The sequence below is a fragment of the Micromonospora sp. H61 genome (assembly GCF_018070325.1).
In the GTDB taxonomy this organism is placed as follows: Bacteria; Actinomycetota; Actinomycetes; order Mycobacteriales; family Micromonosporaceae; genus Micromonospora; species Micromonospora salmantinae.
In genome coordinates, this window is record NZ_JAGPXY010000078.1 from 1 (window position 1) to 22,986 (window position 22,986).

22 protein-coding genes are annotated in these 22,986 nt (G+C 72.7%); 4 read left to right on the forward strand and 18 right to left on the reverse strand.

All coding sequences use genetic code 11. The features are described 5' to 3' along the window. Positions 1–102: 102 nt before the first annotated feature. The 11 genes from KBX08_RS27695 to KBX08_RS27740 all read right to left on the reverse strand — a co-directional run bounded on the left by KBX08_RS27695 (position 103) and on the right by KBX08_RS27740 (position 7,913). Positions 103–300, reverse strand: a complete 198-nt coding sequence (locus KBX08_RS27695; protein ID WP_210786264.1) for a hypothetical protein — start codon at positions 298–300, stop codon at positions 103–105. Positions 301–304: 4 nt separating this feature from the next. Then, complete coding sequence (locus KBX08_RS27700) at positions 305–628, reverse strand: hypothetical protein (protein WP_210786265.1); 324 nt, start codon at positions 626–628, stop codon at positions 305–307. Continuing rightward, complete coding sequence (locus KBX08_RS27705) at positions 625–987, reverse strand: DUF1622 domain-containing protein (RefSeq protein WP_210786266.1); 363 nt, start codon at positions 985–987, stop codon at positions 625–627. The genes KBX08_RS27700 and KBX08_RS27705 overlap by 4 nt, the downstream gene beginning before the upstream one ends. A gap of 39 nt (positions 988–1,026) precedes the next feature. After that, on the reverse strand, positions 1,027–1,614 hold the full coding sequence (locus KBX08_RS27710; protein ID WP_145785637.1) for a TMEM165/GDT1 family protein: 588 nt from the start codon (positions 1,612–1,614) through the stop codon (positions 1,027–1,029). Between the two features lie 217 nt (positions 1,615–1,831). Further along, positions 1,832–2,797: an L-histidine N(alpha)-methyltransferase gene (egtD, locus tag KBX08_RS27715; protein WP_210786267.1), complete on the reverse strand. Its 966-nt coding sequence runs from the start codon at positions 2,795–2,797 to the stop codon at positions 1,832–1,834. 21 nt (positions 2,798–2,818) lie between these two features. Continuing rightward, a complete protein-coding gene (gene egtC, locus KBX08_RS27720) occupies positions 2,819–3,595 on the reverse strand; it encodes an ergothioneine biosynthesis protein EgtC (protein ID WP_210786268.1) in 777 nt (258 codons plus the stop codon). Between the two features lie 43 nt (positions 3,596–3,638). After that, positions 3,639–4,976, reverse strand: coding sequence for an ergothioneine biosynthesis protein EgtB (gene egtB, locus KBX08_RS27725; RefSeq protein WP_210786290.1), 1,338 nt, complete (start codon positions 4,974–4,976; stop codon positions 3,639–3,641). Positions 4,977–5,056: 80 nt separating this feature from the next. Further along, positions 5,057–5,473, reverse strand: coding sequence for a glutamate-cysteine ligase family protein (locus KBX08_RS34090; RefSeq protein WP_307850667.1), 417 nt, complete (start codon positions 5,471–5,473; stop codon positions 5,057–5,059). Next, a complete protein-coding gene (locus tag KBX08_RS27730; RefSeq protein ID WP_247670172.1) occupies positions 5,418–6,281 on the reverse strand; it encodes a glutamate-cysteine ligase family protein in 864 nt (287 codons plus the stop codon). The genes KBX08_RS34090 and KBX08_RS27730 overlap by 56 nt, the downstream gene beginning before the upstream one ends. A gap of 158 nt (positions 6,282–6,439) precedes the next feature. Continuing rightward, positions 6,440–7,264, reverse strand: coding sequence for a hypothetical protein (locus tag KBX08_RS27735; protein WP_210786269.1), 825 nt, complete (start codon positions 7,262–7,264; stop codon positions 6,440–6,442). A gap of 16 nt (positions 7,265–7,280) precedes the next feature. After that, on the reverse strand, positions 7,281–7,913 hold the full coding sequence (locus KBX08_RS27740) for an RNA polymerase sigma factor (RefSeq protein ID WP_210786270.1): 633 nt from the start codon (positions 7,911–7,913) through the stop codon (positions 7,281–7,283). Positions 7,914–8,450: 537 nt separating this feature from the next. On the opposite strand from KBX08_RS27740, the gene KBX08_RS27745 reads away from it, so the two are divergent. Together KBX08_RS27745 and KBX08_RS27750 are read left to right on the forward strand one after the other, a co-directional pair. Then, positions 8,451–9,812, forward strand: a complete 1,362-nt coding sequence (locus KBX08_RS27745; RefSeq protein ID WP_210786271.1) for a serine/threonine-protein kinase — start codon at positions 8,451–8,453, stop codon at positions 9,810–9,812. Between the two features lie 126 nt (positions 9,813–9,938). Continuing rightward, positions 9,939–11,201, forward strand: a complete 1,263-nt coding sequence (locus tag KBX08_RS27750; protein ID WP_210786272.1) for a nucleotide sugar dehydrogenase — start codon at positions 9,939–9,941, stop codon at positions 11,199–11,201. 107 nt (positions 11,202–11,308) lie between these two features. Here the strand turns inward: KBX08_RS27750 and KBX08_RS27755 are convergent, their stop codons facing one another. The 4 genes from KBX08_RS27755 to KBX08_RS27770 all read right to left on the reverse strand — a co-directional run bounded on the left by KBX08_RS27755 (position 11,309) and on the right by KBX08_RS27770 (position 16,569). Then, complete coding sequence (locus KBX08_RS27755) at positions 11,309–13,783, reverse strand: ABC transporter permease (RefSeq protein ID WP_210786273.1); 2,475 nt, start codon at positions 13,781–13,783, stop codon at positions 11,309–11,311. A 147-nt stretch (positions 13,784–13,930) separates the two neighbouring features. Then, positions 13,931–14,596, reverse strand: a complete 666-nt coding sequence (locus KBX08_RS27760) for a response regulator transcription factor (RefSeq protein ID WP_091397823.1) — start codon at positions 14,594–14,596, stop codon at positions 13,931–13,933. Then, a complete protein-coding gene (locus KBX08_RS27765; protein ID WP_210786274.1) occupies positions 14,593–15,813 on the reverse strand; it encodes a sensor histidine kinase in 1,221 nt (406 codons plus the stop codon). Before KBX08_RS27765 ends, KBX08_RS27760 begins: the two co-directional genes overlap by 4 nt. A gap of 48 nt (positions 15,814–15,861) precedes the next feature. Further along, a complete protein-coding gene (locus KBX08_RS27770) occupies positions 15,862–16,569 on the reverse strand; it encodes a DUF305 domain-containing protein (protein ID WP_210786275.1) in 708 nt (235 codons plus the stop codon). Positions 16,570–16,707: 138 nt separating this feature from the next. Between KBX08_RS27770 and KBX08_RS27775 the strand changes: the two genes are divergently transcribed. Both KBX08_RS27775 and KBX08_RS27780 read left to right on the forward strand, forming a co-directional pair. Beyond that, positions 16,708–18,153 carry an LVIVD repeat-containing protein gene (locus KBX08_RS27775; protein ID WP_210786276.1) on the forward strand — a complete coding sequence of 482 codons (1,446 nt, stop codon included), beginning with the start codon at positions 16,708–16,710 and terminating at the stop codon, positions 18,151–18,153. Between the two features lie 155 nt (positions 18,154–18,308). Then, positions 18,309–19,520, forward strand: coding sequence for an SLC13 family permease (locus KBX08_RS27780; protein WP_210786277.1), 1,212 nt, complete (start codon positions 18,309–18,311; stop codon positions 19,518–19,520). A gap of 4 nt (positions 19,521–19,524) precedes the next feature. On the opposite strand, the gene KBX08_RS27785 is transcribed toward KBX08_RS27780, so the two are convergent. The 3 genes from KBX08_RS27785 to KBX08_RS27795 all read right to left on the reverse strand — a co-directional run bounded on the left by KBX08_RS27785 (position 19,525) and on the right by KBX08_RS27795 (position 22,977). Continuing rightward, the gene (locus tag KBX08_RS27785; protein WP_210786278.1) at positions 19,525–20,352 is read right to left on the reverse strand and encodes a MerR family transcriptional regulator; all 828 of its coding nucleotides are present in this window, start codon (positions 20,350–20,352) and stop codon (positions 19,525–19,527) included. A gap of 62 nt (positions 20,353–20,414) precedes the next feature. Continuing rightward, a complete protein-coding gene (locus KBX08_RS27790; RefSeq protein WP_210786279.1) occupies positions 20,415–22,004 on the reverse strand; it encodes an asparagine synthetase B in 1,590 nt (529 codons plus the stop codon). Between the two features lie 4 nt (positions 22,005–22,008). Continuing rightward, positions 22,009–22,977, reverse strand: a complete 969-nt coding sequence (locus KBX08_RS27795) for a DUF5715 family protein (protein ID WP_210786280.1) — start codon at positions 22,975–22,977, stop codon at positions 22,009–22,011. Between the last annotated feature and the right edge of the window lie 9 nt (positions 22,978–22,986).

Genomic DNA, 22,986 nt, shown 5'->3' on the forward strand with positions numbered 1-22,986 from the left:
CAACGCGGACGCGCCACGGCTGACGCGAAGCGCCGAGGGGCGGCGCGGCGAGCGCGGGTCACCGTCGTGCCGCGCCGCCGCACCAACGGCGCGGGCTTGCGCTCAGTGGCGACGGTCGGCGGGCGGCAGGTCCTCGGTCTCCTCGACCAGCGCCTCGGCCGCCGGCCCGGTGAGGTCGTCGCCCGGCACCGCCACCGCCTCGACGCGATCCTGCTCATCGGCCTTACCGCCGGGCGGCGGCTCCGGGGCGGTGGCACCGCCGGCGTAGCCGTACTCGTTCGGTTCGTCGTGCCGGCTCATGTGGTCATCCTCCCGCTTTTCCCGTTTCACCTGTCGAGGCCAACGGTAGGTGGTGATCGTCCGCGGCGCAGCGCGCCGGGGATTGTCGGCCGGACCATGGGGGTGGGCCGCTGAGCGCCGCCCCGAGCAGCTGACGCAGGGCGATGATCGCCACCGCGCCGGCCAGGCCGTTCCAACCCGGCTCGCCGGCAAGCCGGAGCAGGCCGGCCGCGGTGAGCAGGTCCAGCAGTACCCGGACGCCGCTGCGCAGCGCCCCGGTGGTGAGCGTGGTGAGCACTCCGGCGACCAGCGCCACGGCGGTGACCACCGTGACCAGGGTGCCCGTCACGATTGACGCTCCCCCTCGGCCACCTGACGCTGCTCCTGACGGATCTCGCGGCCCAGGAAGTAGTTCAACGCCGTTCGGATCGTCGCGATCGCGGCCAGTTGGCCGATCTGCGTGAACGACGGGGACACCGCCGTGCGCAGCACGTCGGCCGCCAGCTGGAATTCCAGGCCGAGGGTCAGAAAGCGGCCCAGCGAGATCCGGATCGGCGTGAAGCGGGCGGCGCTGCGGTGTCGCAGCCCTTCGACAACGAACCGCACCGCCGCCCACACCGCGCCCACGAAGATCACCAGCGCGCCGGCCACCTCCACCACGGCAACCAGCACCTGGTCGCCCTGGCGCAACAACTCGGCCGGCTCCACCCCGGGCCGTTACCCGCCCTCCGGGCAGCTAGTCGGCGCTCAGGTCAGCTCATTCACCGCTTCCAGGATCAGCCAGAGACCGGAGATGGCGAAGAGGATCGCGGCGCCGTACTTGATGGTCTTCTCCGGCAGCCGCCGGCCGAGCATCCGGCCGACCAGGATTGCCAGCGCGTCCGCGGCCACCATGCCGATGGTGGAGCCGAGCCAGGTGCCGAACCAGCCGTACTTGGTGGCGAGCGTGATCGTGGCGAGCATCGTCTTGTCGCCCAGCTCGGCGAGGAAGAACGCCACCGACACCGCCACCAGCGCGGTCTTGTTGGTCTTCTCCGCCTTGCGCTTCTCCTCCTCGGTGAGCTTGTCCCCGCGTAACGTCCAGGCGCCGAACCCGAGGAACGCCACGCCGGCAACCAGGGAGATCCACTCAGTCGGCAGCACCGCCCCGAGACCCGCGCCGATGGCGACCGACGCCAGGTGCACCACCGCGGTGGCGACCGTGATGCCGATCAGCACCGGAATCGGTTTGAACCGCGTGGCGAAGGTCAGCGCCATCAGCTGGGACTTGTCCCCCAGCTCGGCGACGAAGATGACGCCGAAGCTGACGACCAGCGCGGCGAAAAATCCCTCCATGACGTCCTTCCCGTTCACGCCGGGAGGAGGTACAGGGGCGCCCTCGACCCGGCTGCAACAGCCGGAGTCGAAGGTCTCGCCCGCCCCGGGAAAACCGGGGCCGCGTGGCCGGATGCGGAACGCACCAGTATGTCGACCACGACATTGGGGGCTACTCCCCTTCGCGTGATCAGCCTATCGGATCACCGCCCGGCCCGGCCGAGCCGGGTGGACAGGCTCACCGCGCCCGCGCCAGCGTGACGCCGAAGAGCGCGTCCGGGTCGGTCCAGAACTCCGCGGTGGCGAAGCCGGCGCTGGCCAGTTCCGCGGCGATCCCCTCCCGGTGGAACTTCGCCGAGACCTCGGTACGCAGCTCCTCCCCCGCCGCGAAATCGACTGTCAGCCCCAGCACCCGCACGCTCATCGGCCGGGTCGCCCGCAACCGCATCTCGATCCACTCGTGGTCCGGATCCCACACGGCGACGTGCTCGAACGCCGCCGGGTCGAAATCGGCGCCCAACTCCCGATTGATCACGTGCAGCACGTTGCGGTTGAACTCGGCGGTGACCCCGGCGGCGTCGTCGTACGCCGGCACGATCACCGACGGGTCCTTCACCAGGTCCGTGCCGAGCAACAACCAGTCGCCGACCTCCAGCGCGGCGCGCATCGCCGTCAGGAAGTCGGCCCGCTCGGCGGGCAACAGGTTGCCGATGGTGCCGCCGAGGAACACCACGAGCCGCCGACCGCCGGTGGGCAGCCGGTCCAGTTGGCGGGTGAAGTCCCCCACGATGCCCCGCACCCGCAGGCGGGGATAGTCGGCCGCGATCTGGGCGGTGGACCCGCGCAGCGCACTGACCGACACGTCGAGGGGGACGAACGTGCCCAGCCCACCGCGGCGGGTGAAGGCGTCCAGCAACAGCCGGGTCTTCTCCGACGAACCGGAGCCCAACTCGATGAGCGTCTTGGCCCCGGTCAGCGTCGCGATGTCGGGAGCGTGCGCGGCCAGCACGGCCCGCTCGGCCCGGGTCGGGTAGTACTCGGGCAGTCGGGTGATCTCCTCGAAGAGGTCGCTGCCCCGCGCGTCGTAGAACCACTTCGGCGGCAGCCACTTCCGCCCGGCGCTCAGCCCGGCCCGGACGTCGTCGCGCAGGCCACGCTCCAGGTCACCCTCTTCGAGGTAGATCTCCAGGGGTTCCGCGGTCATCGGTTCGCTCCTTTCGTTCGATCAGCCTGTGCGTGCCTGCCCGGCGCGGCTCACCGGGGCCGGCAGTGGGCGTACCCGCGCCTCACCCGCGGTGGCGACGACGAGGTGCCCCTCCGGCACCGACCGCCACCCGGGATCGTCGTCGTGCGGCTCGGAGGCGAGCAGCACCGAACCCGGTGTCTCGCGGACCGACAACGCGTGCCCCGCCACGCTCGCCACCACCCGGTGCCCGTCGGTGAGCAGCAGGTTGAGCCGCGACCCGGGGGCGGCGGCGGAGACGTCGGTCACCGTCCGCCCGACCGCCTCGACCGGGTCGGCACCGGCGCGCAACCGATGCCGCACCAGCGCCCAGAGCAGCGCCGAGTCAGTGGTGGCGTCCAGAGTGAGCAGGTCACGCACCGGCAGACCGGCGGCGAGCGGCACCACGGCGTCCGGCCAGCCGCGGACCACACCGTTGTGGCTGAACAGCCACCGCCCCTCGGCGAAGGGCGCCGCCGCGCCGTCGAGCACCGCCATCCCGACCGTGGCCGAGCGCACCGCCGCCACCACCGCCGCGCTGCGGGTCACCGCCGCCAGTTGGGCGATGGTCGGGTCGCTCCAGATCGGCTGCGCCCGTCGGTAGCGCACCGGCTCACCCTCACCCGGGTACCAGCCGACACCGAACCCGTCGGCGTTGATCGTGCCGCCGCCGCGCATGTCACGGGGCGCCCAGGACTGCCGCACCAGCGAGTGCGGAGGGTCGAACAACAGCTCGGCCAGGGTGACCGGCGGCCCCAGGTAGGCCAGGTGGCGACACATCAGCGCCCCCGGCCCGCCGCCGGGCCGCCGGTCGTGCGGCGACTCACCGGTACGACTCGTCCGGTCGCGCGTCCCGGGCGCAGCGGAACCCGCTGAAGATCTGCCGGCGGATCGGATAGTCCCAGTTACGGAAGGTGCCCCGGCAGGCGGAGCGGTCGGTGCCGAACGAGCCACCGCGCAGCACCCGGTAGTCGCCGCCGAAGAAGACCTCCGAATATTCGCGATAGGGGAACGCGGCGAACCCCGGATGCCCGTCGAACGGGGTCGAGGTCCACTCCCAGACGTCCCCTATGAGCTGGTGCACACCCAACGGTGACGCGCCGGCCGGATACGCGCCCACCGGCGCCGGCCGCAGATGGCGCTGGTCGAGGTTGGCGTGCGCCTCGGTCGGGTCGTCGTCCCCCCAGGGGTAACGGCGCGACCGCCCGGTCGTCGGATCCCACCGGGCCGCCTTCTCCCACTCCGCCTCGGTCGGCAGCCGCTTGCCGGCCCACGCCGCGTACGCCTGCGCCTCGTACCAGCACACGTGCACCACCGGCTCGTCGGCGCGGACCCGCGCCCACTGACCGAAGCGCCGATACGACCAGTCGTCGCCGTCGGAACGCCAGTGCATCGGGGCGCTGAGCTGCTCCCGAACCCGATGCTCCCAGCCCGCCGCGCTCCACCAGCGCTGATCCGTGTAGCCGCCGTCGGCGATGAAGGCCGCGTACTGGCCGTTGGTCACCGGGGCGGCGTCGATGACGTACGCCGGGAGGTCGACCCGGTGCGCCGGACGTTCGTTGTCCAACGCCCACGGATCGGTGTCGGTGCCCATGGTGAACTCGCCGGCCGGCACCAGCACCTCCGCGCCGACCCGGACCGACGGCTCGGGCGGCGCCGGGGCGTGCAGCACCGCCGGCCCCGAGCGCAGCTGGTGGGTGGCGAGCATGGTCTCGTCGTGCTGCTGCTCGTGCTGCACGATCATGCCGAAGGCGAACCCGTCGGCGACCAGCGGCCGCTCGGTGAAGGTCACCGCGTCGAGCAGGTCGTGCACCTTGTCCCGAACGGTGGCCAGGTAGGCGCGCGCCTCCGCGGGCGGCAACAGGGGCAGCGCGGGGCGGTCTCGGCGCGGCTGCTTGAACGCGTCGTACAACTCGTCGATGTCACACCGGACCGGTTCCCGGCCCCCGACGTCCCGCACCAACCAGAGCTCCTCCTGGTTACCGACGTGGGCGAGGTCCCAGACCAACGGCGACATCAGCGGTGAGTGCTGGCGCGTCAGGTCGACGTCGTCGACCACCTCGGTCAGCAACGCGGTACGGGCGCGGGCCCGCGCCAACTCCACAGCGATGTGGTCGCGCAACTGCTCGCCGTCGACCCGGCCCGCCCGCGAGGTTCGCAGAACCGGCTCACTCCTCGCGCTCACTGAACCGCCTTCCGTTGGCGACTGCGAGGCTCGCAACCCCGGCTCACTCCTCGCGCTCACTGGTCTCTCCTCTCTGCGGCGGCGAGCCGCTGGCGTACCCCTCGCCGGATCTCGTCGTGAGTGCTGGCCGGCAGCTCCAGTCGGGGCATGCTGCTCAGGGCCAGGTCGAGCAGGGCCGCCGCGGCGGCGGCCAGCGCCGGGTCGGCCAGGCCGTGCCGAGCGGCGGGCGACCAGCGGTGCGCCACCGGCGTGGCGATGGTGTACGCCTCGCGCACGGTGCCCGGGTCACCGAACAGGGCGGTCAGCACCGCCAGTGGCAGCCGCCAGCCGCCACCCGGTTGGGCGTCCAGGTAGCGCAGCTCCAGGTAGCCGCGCGGGCGCACCGGCGGAAAGAGGGTGCTGACGTGGTAGTCGAGGTCATCGGTGGTCGGCGGTTGTGGCAGCGCGCCGTCGAGCCAGTCGGCGAAGGTCACTCCGGGCGGCGCGGCCCAGTCGGCGCAGACAGAGCAGCGGCGCGGCGAGCACGTAGCTGATCCAGGTGTCGGTCGGATCGTCCCCAGCCCGGGAGGGCGACCAGACCGGGCGGGTCCGAGCCGGGTCGATGGCCAGCCAGGCGGCCATCCGGGCGGAGGCCCAACCGGTGCGCCGCCCGGCGTGTCGAGCGGCGGAGGCGAACACCGCGAGCAGTGGGGGCCCGACCGCGTGGGCGGCGGCCCAGCGGTCAGCGACCTGGTCCGGCTCACCGGCGTCGAGGCAGATCTGCAGGCCGGCGGTGCTGTACATCATCGTGCGGCCGGCCGGGCCGTGGCGGTCGAAGGCTCCGCGCATCGCGCGGTAACGGGGAGTTTCCACCACCGGGCGGGGCCGTCGGTGGGGGTCGATGCCGCTGCTGCCGAGGATCAGCCCGGCGGCGGCCAGCAGGTCGGTGACCTGGGCGATGTCGGCCTCGGTGGCGCGGATCAACGCGGCGACCGAGGGGCGGGGCGGGGTGGAGATCTCCAACTGGCCACCCGGCTCCAGGGTGACCATGCCGCCGTGTCGCAGCGGCTCGGCTGGGCTGGTGGCATCCAGCGTGGCGGGGCTGTGCCGCCCCAGCGCCGCCCGCAGTCGCGTCGCGTCGACCGGTCGAGCGGGATCGGCGGCGTCGTGCACGGTCCATTCCAGTTCGACGCCGGTGTGGGTGGGTGGGCCGGTCTTGAAGCAGATCCGGGCGAGGTGTCGGACTGCGGCTGCGGACTCGCGCAGGATGGCGCTGCGGTCCAGGTCGGATGACGTCGCCAAGGGTCGGGCCCCCTCTCCGTTGTGCCGGGTCCGGCACACCGTGCCACCGTAAACCCACCCACCGACACCGTCGGGGGCGTGCACGGTGCCACCAACCTCTGTCTAACAGACGAATTTCCGAAGCAGGGCGGAACCAAACCGCTCCCACCGCCGACCGGTCAGCCGCCGGCCCGGTGGCCCGGTCCCGGCGGTGACGGCGGGGCGTTCCCGGATGGGGACGGCCTGCCGTTCGCCGACTCGGAGGGCGTGACCTTCGCCGGCTCGGACGGCTTCGTCTCGGGTACCAGCCGCTGGCAGTACGCCTCGACCTCGGCGGGGCCGCCGGCAGCGGTCACCAGCTTCTGGAAGGCCGGCGTGCGTAGCGCCTTCTCCCGCTGCTCGGGTGCCTTCGCCCGCCATGCGCGGCACAGTCCGTGCACCTCGCCGACGGTAGCGGGACTGGCCGGCGGCGTGGCGGTGACGGGCGGCGGCGCGCCCGGCGACGGGGCGCCGGTGCCCACCGACCGACCGGGCTCGCTCGATCGGGATGCGCCCTGGTGCGTCGAGGGTGACGGGCGCGACGGTGCCGGAGCGACCGGTTCTGGCCCCCGGTCCCGGGTGACCGCGGCGAAGGCGGCCCCCGCGGTGGCGGTGGCTGCCACCGCGCCGATCCAGGCCACCGCGCCGGTGGTCGTCCGGCGACGGCGTGGCCGCTGCGGCACAGCCGGTGCCGGGTTGGCCCGGGCGGCCCGGAACGCGGCCACCGCGGCGTCCTCCCCGGCCAACTCGCCTGGGCGGACGGGGCCGGCAGCCGCGGCGAGCAGCGCGGCGACCGGCTCGACCGGGGGCACGTTCGGGGCGCTCAGGTGCGCCTCAGGTGAGTCCGCGTCCAGTTCGGTGCGCGCGGCGGAGGGGTTCTGGTCCAGGGTGGCGTCCCCCCGGGCGGAGGCCGAGTCGAGCAGCCGCTCGCTGTCGGCGTGGTCGGCCCGCCGGAACGGGTTCATCGGGAGTCCCCTCACGTCAGCCGTCCGCCGGTTCGACGTGCGATGCCCGCAGGGCGGGGCCGCTGCCCGCACGCGGCGGTGGCACCCCCTCGACCCCGGCCGAGGACTCGGCCGGGGTCTGCCGCTCCAGCAGGACCGCGAGCCGGCGTAGGCCACGGTGAGCGGCGGTCCGCACGGCGCCGGCCCGGCGGCCCAGTACCCGGCCGGCGGATCCCGCGTCCAGCCCGATCACGGCCCGCAGCAGGACTGCTTCGGCCTCCCGGGGCGGGAGGGTGGCGATCAGCGCGAGGGCGGTCTCGGTACCGATCGTCTCGCTGGCTCGCTCGGCGGTGTCCGCGTCGCTGGCGAGCTCGACGAGCGCCTGCACCGGGACCGGGAGCGAGGGGCGGCGGCGCATCCGGCGCAGGTGGTCCATCGCGCGGTTACGGGCGATGGTGACCGCCCAGGCCCGGAACTCGCCCCCGGTGAAGCCGGGCAGGTCACGGGAGATCTGGAGCCAGGTCTCGGAGGCGACGTCCTCGGCGTCGGCGCCGACGAGCGCGGTCAGGTATCGCAGCAGCCCGGGCTGGAGGCTGCGGTAGAGGAAGCGGAACGCCTCCTCGTCCCCGGCCTGCGCGGCGGTCACCACCTCCGACAGGTCGGCGGTCATCCGCGGCCCACGCATCGTTCGGGGCGTGTCGGCCCGACCAACCGGGCTGGCGCACGCCACGCGGCACGAGTCGTCCGCCCGATCAGCACCAGCACCACACCGCCCTCCACCGCTCTGATTGTGCCCGCGACAACGATTGTCGGGGCGGCGTGTCCGGGGGCCAACGCCAGGGTGGTCGATCGGCGCGCTGCGCGCCGAGGTAGCCGGGAGGGCCCGAGCCGGGCTAACGCTAGGAGGGGGCTCGCGACGCGACAAGTCGGCGTCGTGTCACGGAAGAGTGACAATTATCAACCCGGCCCGACGGCGCGTCGCCGTAACGGCCGGTACGCAGCAGACGCCAACCGTGCCTGGAGGCGGATTCTGGCCACCGCCGACGACCCGAGCGACGGAAATAGTCGCTTTTTGTGACACCACACATCCGCAGCGTCACGAAGAGCGAGCGTCCACACAGGTCAGGCCGGATCAGCCAGTCTGAACCAGCCGCCCGGCGGCCCTGCCGCGGCGCGCCCCCCGCGCCACTCTAGGTACGGTAATGCGGTGTTGTCATCGGAGGTCGTGCTCAGCGGTCGCTACCGCTTGGACGAACGTGTCGCCACGGGCGGCATGGGCGACGTTTGGCGTGCCTCCGACCTGATCCTCGGCCGACAGGTCGCGGTCAAGGTTCTCCTGCCGGCGCTGGTCTCCGATCCCGATTTCATCGCCCGGTTCCGCGCCGAGGCCCGGATCATGGCGGCGCTGCGGCACCCCGGCATCGTGCAGGTCTTCGACTGCGGTGCGGACGACCTCCCCGACGGGGGGCGGGCGGACTACCTCGTCATGGAGTTCGTCGCCGGCGAGCCGTTGTCCAAGCGGATCGAGGCGGCCGGACGGCTCGACGTGGCCGAGACGATGTCGATCGTGGCCCAGGCGGCCGCGGCGCTCAACGCGGCGCACCGCGGCGGCATCGTGCATCGCGACGTCAAGCCCAGCAACCTGCTGGTGCAGGAGGACGGCACCGTCGTCCTGGTGGACTTCGGCGTGGCCCGCTCCACCGACATCACCAGCATCACCAGCACCAACGCGGTGCCGGGCACCGCCCTCTACATGGCTCCCGAGCAGGCCGCCGGTCGGCCGGTCAGCGGTGCCACCGACATCTACGCCCTGGGCGCTGTCACCTACTGCTGTCTGACCGGCAGTCCGCCGTTCACCGGTGACAATCCGCTCCAGGTCGCCGTGCGGCACCTGGACGACGAGCCGCCGGAGCTGTCGCACGACATTCCGGAGGCGGTCCGCGCCCTGGTGTCGCGGGCCCTGGCCAAGGATCCGCTGGAGCGGTTCACCAGCGGAGCGGCGATGGCCGAGGCCGCTCGGACGGCGGTCACCGGCGGCGAGCCGCCGACGGCGATGGCCGGGCCGGTCGCGCTGCGCGACGCTGGGCCGGGCACCCGCACGGACGTGCCGGCCGGCGCGGCGGTGGCGGACGGGCGCCAGCGACGGCGGGGTCCGCTCGTCGGCGCGGCGGCGGCGATGCTGGTCGCGCTGGTCGGGCTCGGCGCGGCGCTGGCCGCGACGCGCAACATCGAGGACCCGGCGGTCAATCTGCCGGCCACCTCGCCGACGGCCGCGCCGAGCGGTCCCGTCGACCTGCCCGCGGCGAACGAGCAGATCACCAGCGTCGAGCCGGGCCGGCCGGACCGGCCGCACGTCCCCGGCAACTCCCCGTCGGCCTCGCTCTCCGTCACGCCGAGTGTGCAGCCGAGTCAGACCGCCAACTCGCCGACGCCGACGGCGGGCGTCACCACGGCGCCGCCTACCAGCGCGGCACCCACGACGGCCGCGCCGCCGACGACCAGCGCGCCTCCTGATCCACCCGCCACCTCCAGCCCGCCGCTCGAGCCGGAGGTGCCGGCGGACGGTTGAGCCGACCGCTGTCGCCGATCCCCCTCCAGTCTCACCAGCACCGATATCCCCAAAACGGACTTACGACGCCGAAGACGCCTCTAGGCTCTCAGCAGGCTATTTACACCATCTGCTGCGGGAGCCTGGGTGAGCGCTGAAAAGCTGGTCGTGATCGGTCAGGGGTACGTCGGACTGCCGCTGGCCATGCGGGCCGTCGAGGCGGGGCTGGACGTGGTCGGTCTCGACGTCGATGCCGACCGGGTGAAGCGTCTCGCCTCCGGCGAGTCGTTCGTCGAGGACATTCCGGCCGACCGGCTGGGCCGCGCGTTGGGCAGCGGCCGCTACCACCCCAGCACTGAGTACACCGATGCTGACGGGTTCGACATCTGCGTCATCACGGTGCCGACCCCGCTGCGCGACGGGACCCCGGACCTGAGCTTCGTCGAGCAGGCCGGCATCGGTATCGGCCCGTACGTACGCCCGGGCTGCACGGTGATCCTGGAATCGACCACCTACCCGGGCACCACCGAGGAACTGCTGCGTCCTCTGTTGGAGTCGGCCAGCGGCCTGACCAGCCCCGGTGACTTCCACCTCGGCTACAGCCCCGAGCGGATCGACCCGGGCAACCCGAACTGGCGCCTGGAAAACACCCCTAAGGTGGTCTCCGGTGTGGACCCGGCGGCGCTGGCCCGGGTGGACGGGTTCTACCAGCGCCTCGTGGAACGCACCGTGCCGGTGGACTCCACCCGCGTCGCCGAGCTGACCAAGCTGATCGAGAACACCTTCCGCCAGGTCAACATCGCGCTGATCAACGAGCTGACCATGCTCTCGCACCACCTCGACATCGACGTCTGGCAGGCGATCGACGCCGCCTCGACCAAACCGTTCGGCTTCATGCCGTTCCGGCCCGGCCCCGGCGTCGGCGGGCACTGCCTGCCGATCGACCCGTGCTACCTGTCCTGGCAGGTCAAGCGCCGCCTCGGTCGGCAGTTCCGGTTCATCGAGCTGGCCAACGACGTCAACCACGAGATGCCCGAACACGTCGCGCAGCGGATCATGGGAGGGCTGAACCGGGACGGTCGGGCTGTCAGCGGCGCCCGACTGCTGCTGCTCGGTCTGGCGTACAAGAAGAACACCGGCGACATGCGCGACTCCCCCGCCGTGGACGTGGCCCGTCGGTTGCAGGCCCTCGGCGCCGAGGTGCACGCCGTCGAGCCGTACGCCGAGGCGCACCAGATCCCCGCCGGGATCACAGTGGTCGGGCTCAGCGAGCGTGAGGTGCGCGCGGCCGACGCGGTGGTGGTGGTCACCGACCATGACGCCTTCGACTACGACCTCGTGGTCAGGCACGCCCGCTACGTCTTTGACACCCGCAACCGGTGCGTCGGCCCGATGGTCGAGCGCCTGTAGACCCGGCACCGCTGGCCGGTCCCGCCGCCGGGGAAGACGGCGGGACCGGCCAGCGGATGTCCGTCCGGTCGGCGGGGTCGGACCCGGCCGGTCCGGCCGCGACCAGGTCACTGGTCGGCGAGCGCCTCGACGACCGGGCGGGACAGCGCCCGGCGGGCCGGCAGCACCGAGGCGAGCAGTGCGGCGAGCACCGCGACACCGAGGATCAGCCCGAGCTGGCCGAGCGGCAGCACCACGTGGAAGTCGCCGCCGAGGCGGTCCAGCAGGGCCATCGTGGACGCGCTGACTCCGGTGCCGAGCCCGACCCCGAGCACCGCGCCGACCAGCGCCATCAGCACCGCCTCGACGGCCAGCACCGCGCGCATCCGCCCTCGGGTGAGCCCGACCGCCCGCAGCACGGCGTTCTCCCTGGTCCGTTCGACCACCGACAGGCTCAGGGTGTTCGCCACGCCGACCAGGGCGATCACCACGGCCAGACCGAGCAGCGCGGTGACGAAGGCGAGCAGCATGTCCACAGTTCCGGTGAGCATCTTCTTGTAGGCGCCCTGGTCCATCAGGTTCACCGTCGGGTAGCGGCCCAGCACCGCGGTGATCGCGTCGCGGGCCCGCTCGGGGCTCACCCCGGCGGCGGGGTCGATCTCGGCCAGGTAGCCACGCCGGGTGGGGAAGAGCGCGGCGAAGTCCTGGTCGGACACGTCGATGACGTGACCTGCGGGCACCTCACCGCCGGGGGTGTCGTCGGTCACCACGGCGGCCACCCGGAACGCCTTCCCCCTGACGGTCACCGGGGAGCCGACCTGCCAGCCACGGGCCCGCGCCAACTCGCTGTGCACCAGCACCTGCCCCGGCCCGACCCGCTCGGCGTCCCCGGCCAGCACTCCGCTCAGCGTCCGGCCGACCAGCGCCGGGTGGGCCGCGCGGATCTCGACGTCGTCGACGACGGTGCTGCGCTGCTCGTGCACCACACCCAGTTCGGGACGGGAGGCGAGCTCACTGACGAGCGCGGCCGGCAGGTCCTGACCGATTCCGCTGACCACGAAGTCCGTTCCGATCTGGGCGTCCACGCTGCGTTCGATGCCGTCCTTGGTGCTGCGCGCGCCGACCATGAACGCCGAGACCAGTCCGATACCGATCACCAGCGCGGTGGCCGTCGCGGCGACCCGCCGTGGATTGCGCACCGTGTTGTTGACCGCCAGTTCACCGATGGTGCCGAGCACTCGTCGAACCGGCCAGCCGAACACCCGGGCCAGCGCGGGGACGAGCACCGGCCCGAACAGCACGATCCCGAAGAAGGTGAGCACCCCACCGACCGCCACCAGTAGAAGCTGAGCGGCGCTGGCGGCACCGGCCAGCGCGGCCACACCGACGGCGAGGACCACCGCGCCGATGCTCAGCCGAACCCGACCAGCACCCCGGCCGGGCTGCACCGCGGCGTCGGTGAGCGCGGCCACCGGGGCGATCCGTGTGCCCCGCCAGGCCGGCAGCAGGGCGGCGCACACGGTGAGCCCGGTGCCCAGCAGCAGGCCGGTGAGCACTGTCGAACCGGTCACTGTCAGCCCACCGGTGACCGGCACGTCCAATCGGGACAGCAGCAGCCGCAACCCGGCGGCGAGGGCCACCCCGAGCAGCACCCCGAGCGCGGAGGCGACCAGACCCAGCATCGCCGACTCCAGCACTGTGGACCGGAAGACCTGTCCCCGGGTGGCGCCGATCAGGCGCAGCAGCGCGGTCCGTCGGGTGCGCTGGGCCAGCACGATCGCGAAGGTGTTGGCGATCACGAAGCCGGCCACCACGATCGCGACCCCTACGAAGATCAACAGCAGCATGCGGAACTGGTCCACGTTGCGGACCGCGTCCTCCACGGCCTCGTCGAGGATCTGCTGGCGACTCTTCACCGTGGCTTCGGCGCCGGACACGGCGCGTACCTTCTCGGTCAGCGCCGCGACGTCGGCGCCCGGTCGGGCCGCCACCATGATCCGGCCGTAACCCCGCTCGCCGGTGAGGGCCAGGGCGTCCGGCCCGACCAGGCCGACGAACGGACCGCCGACGTCGCGGGCGGTGCCGGCCACGTCGACGGTGCCCACCAGTGTGTACGGGCGCGCCGCCCCACCGGTGGCGCCGATCCGGACCGTGGCGCCGAGCCCGAAGCCCTGCTCGGCCGCCGTCGGCGCGTCGAGCACCACCTCCCCGGCCCGGTCGGGCAACCGGCCGGCCACCACGTCGTACGAGCGCAGCGCGTCCTCGGTGGGGATGGCGACGAGCATGGTGAAGCCGAGCACCGGCCGACCGTCGGCTCCGACGATCCCGGCGGTGTTGGTCAGCTCACCGGCGGCGGCGGCCACCCCGTCGACCGCCCGCACCCGGTCGATCAGTGCCGGGGGCAACACCTGGCGGCCGGCCGTGTAGACCCCCAGGTCGGTGTGGCGGTCGAAGGTGCCGGCCCGCTCGTAGGCCCCGGCCCGCATCCCGTCGACGAAGATCATCGTGCCGGCGACGAACGCGACGCCGAGCACGACGGCGAGCGCCGAGAGCAGCATGCGCAGCGCCTCGGCGCGCAGCGAACGCAGGGTCAGGCGGATCATGCGGGGCTCCCGGTGCAGGTGGCGGATCGGACCCCTCCGACGCTATGGCCGGAACCGGTCTGTCGATCTCCACCTGCGCGCTCGACCTGCGTGCGCCCCGGGTCGCGGTGCGTCCGCCGGTCGCTACGACCCAGGTCGTACGCGGTGTCATCCGCCGGGCGTGACCAGCCCGCTCTCGTACGCCAGGACCACTGCCTGGACCCGGTCGCGCAGCTGGAGTTTCGCCAGGATCCGCCCGACGTGGGTCTTCACCGTCGCCTCGGCCACGTGCACCCGGGCGGCGATCTCCGCGTTGGACAGCCCCTGGGCGACCAGCAGCAGCACCTCCCGTTCCCGTTCGGTGAGCTGCGCGAGTCGCGGGTCGGCGCTCGGGGCGGCGCCGAGCTGCCCCGCGAACCGGTCCAGCAGGCGCCGGGTGATCGACGGAGCCACCACCGAGTCGCCCTGGGCCACCACCCGGATCGCGGCCAGCAACTCCTCCGGCGGGACGTTCTTGAGCAGGAAGCCACTCGCCCCGGCCTGCAGCGCCGCGAACGCGTCCGCCTCGGTGTCGAAGGTGGTCAGCACCAGCACCCGAGGGCCACCCGCGGGCCGCTCGGCGCAGAGTCGACGGGTCGCCTCCACCCCGTCCATGGTGGGCATGCGGATGTCCATCACGACCACGTCGGCCTCGGTGCGGGCGAGCACCCGCAGGGCGTCGGCGCCGTCGATCGCCTCCCCGACGACCTCCAGGTCGGGCTGGGATTCCAGCACCATCCGGAACCCGGCGCGGACCAGCGCCTGGTCGTCCACGATCACTACCCGGACCGTCATGCCGCGATCACCTCCGTTGTCGGCTCTGACGGTAGTGGCAGCCGAACCTCGACCTGCCAGCCCCCGGCCAGCCGGGGGCCGGCGGTGAGGCTGCCGTCGTACACCGTCACCCGCTCCCGCATGCCGAGCAGGCCGTGACCGCCGGACGGCGCCGGGCTGACCAGCGGGCGGCCGCGACCGTCGTCGACCACCCGGACCACGACGGCCTCGGCGGTGTACGACAGGACGACCTCGACGCCGGCGCCGACGCCGGCGTGCTTGAGCGCGTTGGTCAACGCCTCCTGCACCACCCGGTAGACGGTCAGCTCCAGGCCCGGCGGCAGGGCCGGTGGCGCACCGGTGACGGTGCTGCGGACGTGCAGACCGGCGTCGTCGAACCGGGCCAGCAGGTCGGGCAGCTCGGCCAGCGCGAGGCGTCGGTGCTCGGGGTCGGCCGCCACCGCCAGCCCGTCGGCACCGTCCGCACCGGCCGGGCCGGCGTCGCGCAGAACGCCGACCAGGCGGCGCATCTCCTCCAGCGCCTGCCGGCCGGTGTCCGCGACCACCTTGACGGCGGTGCGAGCCTGGGCGGGGTCACGGTCGAGCATGAACCGGGCCCCGTCCGCCTGGACGATCATCACGGCCATGCTGTGGGCGACCACGTCGTGCAGCTCACGGGCGATCCGGGTGCGCTCCTCGGCGACCGCCGCCCGGGACTCGGCCTCCCGCTCGCGTTCCAGGGTGGTGGCCCGCTCCTCCAGGCTGAGCACGTAGAGCCGGCGGGTCCGCACGTTCAGCGCGACCAGCCACACCGCGCCGGTGACCAACGCGTACCACAGCGCGGTCACCCACCACTGGATGACGTTGGGAGTCTGTGCGGCGGCCAGCAGCACGCCGACGGCCGCGACCGCGCCGGCCAGTACGCCGTCGCGCAGCCGCCGGCCGTACTTCACCACGCTGTACAGCGCGATCAGGACGGCCACGTCGTAGATGAGCGGACCCCAGCGGGCGATCACCTGGATCAGGGCGAGCGCCGCGACCGCCACCGTCACCGCGCTCGGGTGGGTGCGGCGGAACAGCAGCGCCACCGCCATCCCCAGGCCGACCCCCGTGGCCGCCCAACCGCCCGGCTGGTTCACCGCCGCGGCCAGGGAGACGAGGACCACCAGCGCGGCGACGGCAACGTCGAAGGCGACGCCGCGCAGCGGGCGACCGAACACTGTGCGTCTCACGGTCACCCAGCGTACGTGCCGCGACGCTCGGCCCTCGCGCCCCGCGCCCGGGGGTCAGCCGCCGAGGATCTCGCGCATGCGGTCGATCTCGACGGTCTGCTCGGTGGCGACGGAGTTGGCGAACTCGTTGAGCGTCAGGTCGGAGCCGACAGTGAGCAGGTTGGTGGCCATCTCGATGGCGCCCTGGTGGTGCTCGGTCATCATCCGGACGAAGAGCCTGTCGAAGTCCGCGCCACGGGCCGCGGCGAGCTGCCGCAGCGCCTCTGGCGACTGCATGCCGCGCATGGTGCCGTGGTCGTGCCCCTGCACCTCCGCCGGGAGGCCACGGGTCTGCAGCCAGCCGCGCATCATGCCCATCTCCGGCCCCTGGCTGGCCCGGATGCGCTCGGCGATGGCCCGGACGTCGGGGTCGGCGGCCCGGTCGGGGGCGAGCTCCGCCATCGCCAGGGCCTGCGCGTGGTGCGGGATCATCATCCGGACGAACCAGACGTCCAGCGAGTTGTGCGGGGCGGGACCGGCGTCGCGGACCTCGTGCGCCGGGCGGGTGGCCGCCGTCTCGCCCGGACGGCCGGGCGCGATGACGGTCAGGTCGGTGGGGACGGGGCTGACCGTCGGTGACGCGGCGGAGATGGCGGGCGCGGAGACCGGCTGCGGTGCGCTCGTACCGGTGTCGCCGTCGAGGCGGATCACCATGAACACCACCAGCGGCAACACGAGAGCCAGTGTGACGACCGCCAGGATGCGTGCGCGCCGATTGGTCATGGGCCACTCCCTGCAGTCGAGGTCACCGCGATGCTATCCATTGAAGAACCCGCTTTCATGTGATCCAGCTCACATCGACGTTCTTCGTCGGACGGTAACGTGTCAACCATCGTCTCCCCCTTGCGAAGGGCCCCGCCGATGATCAGATTCCACAAGCCACGGTTACGACAACTGCGTGTCGTGGCGCTCGCCACGACCGGCCTCCTCGTCGCCAGCGCCCTCGTCGCCCCGGCGAGCAACGCCCAGACGGTGCCGCAGGCTGCCAAGGCCCCCGCGCTCACCAACACGATCCCCGGCGTCGACGAGATCGTCAGCAGCCCCAACCTGCGCCAGATCGCCAACGTGCCCAAGGTCGCCCCACTGGACGCGACGAACAGCGACATCGCCTTCCAGGGCAAGTACGCGTTCGCCGGCAACTACAACGGCTTCGTCATCTACGACATCTCGCGGCCCAGCGCTCCGACGGTCAAGGCCCGGGTGCTCTGCCCGGGGTCGCAGAACGACATCTCCGTCCACGGTGACCTGCTCTTCCTCTCCACCGACTCGTCGCGCAGCGACGACTCCTGCAACAGCACCACGCAGGGAGCGGACGTGAAGGGCTCGTGGGAGGGCATCAAGGTCTTCGACATCAAGGACAAGGCCAACCCGCGCTACATCAAGTCCGTCGAGACGGCCTGCGGCTCCCACACCCACACCCTCGTGCCGGGCAAGGACCGCAAGGCCGTCTACCTGTACGTCTCGTCGTACAGCCCGCGGGCCGAATTCCCGGACTGCCAGCCGCCGCACGACTCCATCTCCATCATCAAGGTGCCGGTGAAGAAGCCGACCGACGCGGCAGTGGTCGCGACGCCGAACCTCTTCCCGGACGGTGGCTTCCCCGGCAGCCAGACCGGCTCGGCGACCACCGGTTGCCACGACATCACCGCCTACCCGTCGAAGGACCTGGCCGCCGGCGCCTGCATGGGTGACGGCATCCTGCTCGACATCAAGAACCGCGAGGCCCCCCGGGTCATCAACCGGGTCCGGGACGAGGTCAACTTCGCGTTCTGGCACTCGGCCACCTTCAACAACTCCGGCACCAAGGTGATCTTCACCGACGAGTTGGGTGGTGGCGGGGCGGCGACCTGCAACGAGACCGTCGGCCCGAACCGCGGCGCGGACGCCATCTACGACATCGCCGGCCGCGGCAACGCCCGGACGATGACCTTCCGCAGCTACTACAAGATCCCCCGGGCGAACGCCGACACCGAGAACTGCGTGGCGCACAACGGCTCGCTGATCCCGGTGCTCGGCAAGGACATCATGGTCCAGGCGTGGTACCAGGGTGGCATCTCGGTGTTCGACTTCACCGACTCGGCCAACCCGAAGGAGATCGCCTTCTGGGAGCGCGGCCCGCTCTCGGCCGACACGTTCGTCGGCGGCGGCACCTGGTCCGCGTACTACTACAACGGCCACATCTACTCCAACGACATGGTGAAGGGCCTTGACGTCCTGGAGCTGAACGACTGGCGTACCTGGTCGGCCAAGCTGACCCGCTACCAGGAGCTCAACGTGCAGACCCAGCCCAGCTACCTGGGCTGGTAGGCACCGCGCACCACACCGGGCCCGGTCTCCGATCCTCGGGGGCCGGGCCCGGCCCGGTGCGACGCCAGACTCGTCGGGGGCGGGCACGGTGGGGCCCGTCACCAGGACGGGGGTTGCGAACCGGCTGGCCAGACGCTGTGCCAACGTGAACAGACGTGACAGTTGCCGCCCCGCCCGAGCCGACCACGCGGCGCCGGCCCCACCCCCTGGACCTGGTGGCGGCCGTCCTCTTCGTGGTCGGGGCGGCCTGCGCGCTCAGCGGGCTGCTCCCCCGCGCGGAGACCACCGCCACCCTGCACCGGATCCTGCCGCTGCTGCTGTTCCTCGGCACCGTGATCGTGCTCGCCGAGCTGACCGCCGTGGCCGGTGTCTTCGACGTGCTGGCCAGCCGACTGGCCATCGTCTCCCGGGGCAGGTGGGCCGTACTGTTCCTGCTCTGTGGTGGTCTCGCCACGCTGACCACCCTCGTGCTCAACCTCGACACCACCGCAGTGCTGCTCACCCCGGTGCTGCTCGCGCTGGCCCGGAACCTGCGGATCCCCGCCGCCCCGCTCGCCGTCACCACGGTCTGGCTGGCGAACACGGCGAGCCTGCTGCTGCCGGTGTCCAACCTGACCAACCTCCTCGCCGCCGACCGGGTCGGGCTGGCACCCCTGGCGTACGCGGCCCGGATGGCGTTGCCGCAGCTCACCTCCGTCGTGGTCACCATGGCCCTGCTCTGGTTCGGGTGGTGGCGGCGGGAGCGGCCCGCCGGTGGGCGCTTCGTCCCGCCGACCCGGCACGTGCCGGCCGACCCGGTGCTGCACCGTACGGCGCTTGCCGCTTGCCTGATCTTCGTCGCCGGCATCCTCGCCGGCGTGGAGATCGAGATCGCCTCCACCGTCGGGCTCGCGCTGGTGCTTGTCGGTTTCCTGGTCCGCTCCCCCGCCACGCTGCGCCCGGAGCTGGTCCCGGTGCGCCTGCTGTTCTTCGTCACCGGCCTGTTCCTGGTGGTGCAGACCCTCGGCCGGCACGGGCTGGACGACCTGGTCGGCACCCTGGTCGGCGCCGACGGTGGCGCGCTGGGCGCCCTGCGCGCCGGTGGCACCGGAGCGCTGCTCGCCAACGCCGTGAACAACCTGCCCGCCTACCTGGCCGGCGAGTCGGTGCTGCCGACCGGTGACCACACCCGCCTGCTGGCCCTGCTGATCGGCACCAACGTCGGCCCGCTGGCCGCCCCCTGGGCGTCACTGGCCACCCTGCTGTGGTTCGAGCGCTGCCGGGCGGCCGGGGTGGCGGTGCCGGTGACCCGGTTCGTGCTGACCAGCACCCTGCTCGCGGTCACCGCGACGCTCGCCGCGGTCGGCGCGCTGCTGCTGGTGACCTGAGCGCTCAGTCGCGGTACACGGCGACCTGAAGTTCGGTGACGCCCTTCTCCGGGGTGTCCGGGCAGTAGTCGAGGTAGACCTCCCGGGCGAAGCCGTCGGTGCGGTAGCCGTTCTCCTCGATCCACCGGGCGAGCGCCTGCATGCTCGGCTCGACGTCGTCCATCGCACCGCGATGGATGATCGTCGCAGCGTTGCGCAGCTCCGGCAGGTCGCGCACCGTGACGTCGGACGCCGCTGACGGCTCGGCGTCGACGAGCACACCGGCGTGGACGACGACGGCGTCGCCGCCCGGGTCGGCCGGCTCGTACCAGGCGATGCCCGGCCCCGTCGGCGTGATCCCGGCGGCGTCCAGCCGACGGAACAGCTCCGGGTAGAGCGGCTGGATCACCGGGCCGATGTCCTCGCCCCGGTAGCTGGACGCGACGGCGGTCAGCTCCGCGACTCGGACCGGCGCGATCTCCTTGAGGACGACGTCCTGGGTGGTCATCCGACCCTCCGACTCGATCATTCGGAGCCTCGCCTCGACAGCCGTGAGCCGGGCCGTGTCGGCGGCCAACTGTTCCGCCAATTGGCTCCGGCGCAACCGCAACATGCCACGCAGCTCGGCCACGTCGACGGCGTCGTCGACGATCGCGCGCACCTGTTCGAGGGTGAGGCCCAGCTCCTTGAGGGCGATCACCCGGTTGAGCCGGCGCAGCTGGTCCGCGCGGTAGAAGCGGTAGCCGGTGTGCGGGTCGACGCTGGCGGGGGGCAGCAGGCCGATGCTGTCGTAGTGGCGCAGCATCCGCACCGACACCCGGCCGAGTCTGGCGAAGTCTCCGATGGTGAACATGGTCCCCCCACACTCGTCCCTGACACCGTGTCAGAGTCAAGCGTGGCGTGCGGGGGCGGCCGTCAGTGGCGGGCGGGGCGCGGGCCGACCAGCCGGCGGACCATCGGAGCGGCGTTCCACTTGGCCGCGCCGACCAGGTCGCGGGCGTGCTCCAGGACCGTGTAGTCGGGTCGGGTCAGCCCGTCGGCGATGGCCCGGTCCAGGTCGTTGCCGCAGCGGCTCAGCACCGTGTCGAAGTCCCGACGGACCGGCTCCTGCAGGTCGTAGCCGAAGGAGCGGTGCAGCCGGGCGAAGAGCGGCTTGTACAGCCGGACCCGCTCGTGCAACCCCGACGAGTACGACATCGGGTTCTTCGGACGGCGCAGGACGTAGTCCGGCAGCACGTCGGCGAACGCCCGCCGGACGATCCACTTCTCCTGCCCGTGGCGCAGCTTCAGATCCACCGGCAACCGCATCGCCAGCTCCACCACGCTGAGGTCGAGGAACGGCACCCGGGCCTCCACGCCGTACGCCATGGCGGCCCGGTCGACGCGCTGCAACTCGGTGCGGCACAGGTTGCGGATCCGGTGCAGGAACAGTCGGCGGGCCGCCGCCGGGGCGACCTGGCGGTACATCGGGTACCCGCCGAACAGTTCGTCGGAGCCGTCGCCGGTCAGCACCACCTTGATGCCCAGGTCGCGGAGCCGCCGGAAGATCGGCACCGAGACGACCGCGTTGATGATGTCGCCGTACTCGGTCAGCTCGGAGATCCGGATGGCCTCGCGGACGTCGGCGAGCCGGATGTCGCGCGGTCGCAGCTCGACCACCACGTGTGGCACGTCGAGGTCGGCGGCGAGCCGCCGGGCGTACGCCACGTCGGGGCTGTCGGCCACGCCGACGGTCACCGCGACGCAGTCCGGGTGGATGTCGCGCACCTGCCGCAGGGTCAACGAGCTGTCCAGCCCACCGGAGAGCACCACCCCGACGGTCAGGTCGGTCTCCACCCGCATCCGGATCGCGTCGCTGAGCGCGGCACGGACCAGCAGCGCGGCCTCGTCCGGGTCGTCGATGACCGGCAGGCCGTCGCCGATGGTGAGCAGGTCGACGTACGGGCTCAGTCGCACCTGCCCGTCCACCTCCGCCCAGCCGTGGTGCCCGGGCGGCACCTCGGCGATCGGGGCGCCGTGCCCGACGAGCGCCTTCACCTCGGAGGCGAGGTGCAGGCAACCGGGTCGACGGGACCAGTACAGCGGCTTGACCCCGAGCGGGTCGCGGGCCAGGTACGCCCGGCCGGTGGCCCGTTCGACGACAGCGAAGGCGTACTCACCACGGAGCCGGGTGACCGCCGCCTCGCCCCACTGCTGGAACGCGGCGAGCAGCACCTCGGTGTCGCTCTCGGTGCGGAATGCCTGCCCCAGGCGGGTCAGCTGCGCCCGCAGCTCCCGGTAGTTGAAGATCTCGCCGTTGAAGCAGAGCAGCCACCGCTCGTCGGTCGACGTCCACGGTTGCACCGCCCGGTCCCGGTCGACGACCCGCAGCCGGCGGGTGCCGGCGAGCAGCCCACTCTCGGACCGGGTCTCGGTGACCTCACCGCGCGGGGCCAGGGCGGCGAGCATCCGCCGGAAGGTCGCGGGGTCGGCCTCGGGACCGATGCTCAACGCGATACCGCACACCGGCTCAGACCCCCATCTCGGCCTCGTACGCCCGGCGTAGGCGACGCCGGGCGGTGGGCGCGAGACACACGTGCCAGGCCTGCCCCTCGTCGATCACGTTCAGCTCACCGGCCTCCTGCCGGCTCAGCAGCAGCTCCGCCAGGGCCTCGCGCGCGCCGAAACGCTCGAACCAGGCCAGCTCGACGTCGGCCGAGTAGCCGAGGCAGTGCCCGCTGGGCAGCATCGCCGCGTAGCCCAGGCGGCGCAGCCGGTACTGGTGCTCGGCGCTGCGGACCAGGCTGGTCACCCAGAGCGGCGGGGTGGCCGGCGGCGCGACGGCGGTGAACTCCCGTCCGATGTCGTTGAGCAGCGCCACCACCTCGCGCCGGGCGCGGCGGAACAGCAGCCCCGCGGTGCGGGGGGTGGCGTCGGGTCGCAGCCGGCGACGCAGCCCGCGGGCGGCCCGGCCCAGTATCGTGGCGGGCTGCTCCTGGTAGCGGAAGCGCAGCAGGTCGCGGCGGCGCAGCCACTCCAGGTCGACCAGCTCGGGGCTGCCGTTGACCTGGTCGTCGGTGACGAAGGTCGGTGCGTCCTGCCACCACAGCACGTCGATGCGGGAGAGCAGGTAGATCCGGACCAGTGCCCTGAGGTCAGTCGCCGAGGTGCGGTCGTTCGGTTGGTAGCGGGCCATCTCCAGCAGCAGCGTCTCGCGCGCGCCGATCAGCCCCTGCGGAGTGGCGTCGAGGACCGCGGCGAGCGCCGGCTCCCGCAGCCGCTCGTCGATGAGCACCTGCCGGGCCCGGGTGCTCGCCGCGTCGGCCAGGGCGCCGACCTCGACCAGCAGTTCGGCGACGGCGGCCCGGTAGGCGGGCAGGTCGGGGGCGGCGGCGGAAACGCGGCGGGGGGTCGCACCGGAGGGTCGACGGCGGGCCGGAGCGGTGGGCGACGGAGGCGAACCGGGCTGCTGTCCCGGGCTACGGCTGGGCACTCGCATGACGGGTCC

Bases quoted from the DNA above. Each gene is read 5' to 3' on its own strand.
- KBX08_RS27710 (WP_145785637.1), bottom strand. From the start codon at position 1,614: ATGGAGGGATTTTTCGCCGCGCTGGTCGTCAGCTTCGGCGTCATCTTC.
- KBX08_RS27695 (WP_210786264.1), bottom strand. From the start codon at position 300: ATGAGCCGGCACGACGAACCGAACGAGTACGGCTACGCCGGCGGTGCC.
- KBX08_RS27760 (WP_091397823.1), bottom strand. From the start codon at position 14,596: ATGACGGTCCGGGTAGTGATCGTGGACGACCAGGCGCTGGTCCGCGCC.
- KBX08_RS27795 (WP_210786280.1), bottom strand. From the start codon at position 22,977: ATGCGAGTGCCCAGCCGTAGCCCGGGACAGCAGCCCGGTTCGCCTCCG.
- KBX08_RS27740 (WP_210786270.1), bottom strand. From the start codon at position 7,913: ATGACCGCCGACCTGTCGGAGGTGGTGACCGCCGCGCAGGCCGGGGAC.
- KBX08_RS27775 (WP_210786276.1), top strand. From the start codon at position 16,708: ATGATCAGATTCCACAAGCCACGGTTACGACAACTGCGTGTCGTGGCG.
- KBX08_RS27785 (WP_210786278.1), bottom strand. From the start codon at position 20,352: ATGTTCACCATCGGAGACTTCGCCAGACTCGGCCGGGTGTCGGTGCGG.
- KBX08_RS27735 (WP_210786269.1), bottom strand. From the start codon at position 7,264: ATGAACCCGTTCCGGCGGGCCGACCACGCCGACAGCGAGCGGCTGCTC.
- egtC (WP_210786268.1), bottom strand. From the start codon at position 3,595: ATGTGTCGCCACCTGGCCTACCTGGGGCCGCCGGTCACCCTGGCCGAG.
- KBX08_RS27755 (WP_210786273.1), bottom strand. From the start codon at position 13,783: ATGATCCGCCTGACCCTGCGTTCGCTGCGCGCCGAGGCGCTGCGCATG.
- egtD (WP_210786267.1), bottom strand. From the start codon at position 2,797: ATGACCGCGGAACCCCTGGAGATCTACCTCGAAGAGGGTGACCTGGAG.
- KBX08_RS27770 (WP_210786275.1), bottom strand. From the start codon at position 16,569: ATGACCAATCGGCGCGCACGCATCCTGGCGGTCGTCACACTGGCTCTC.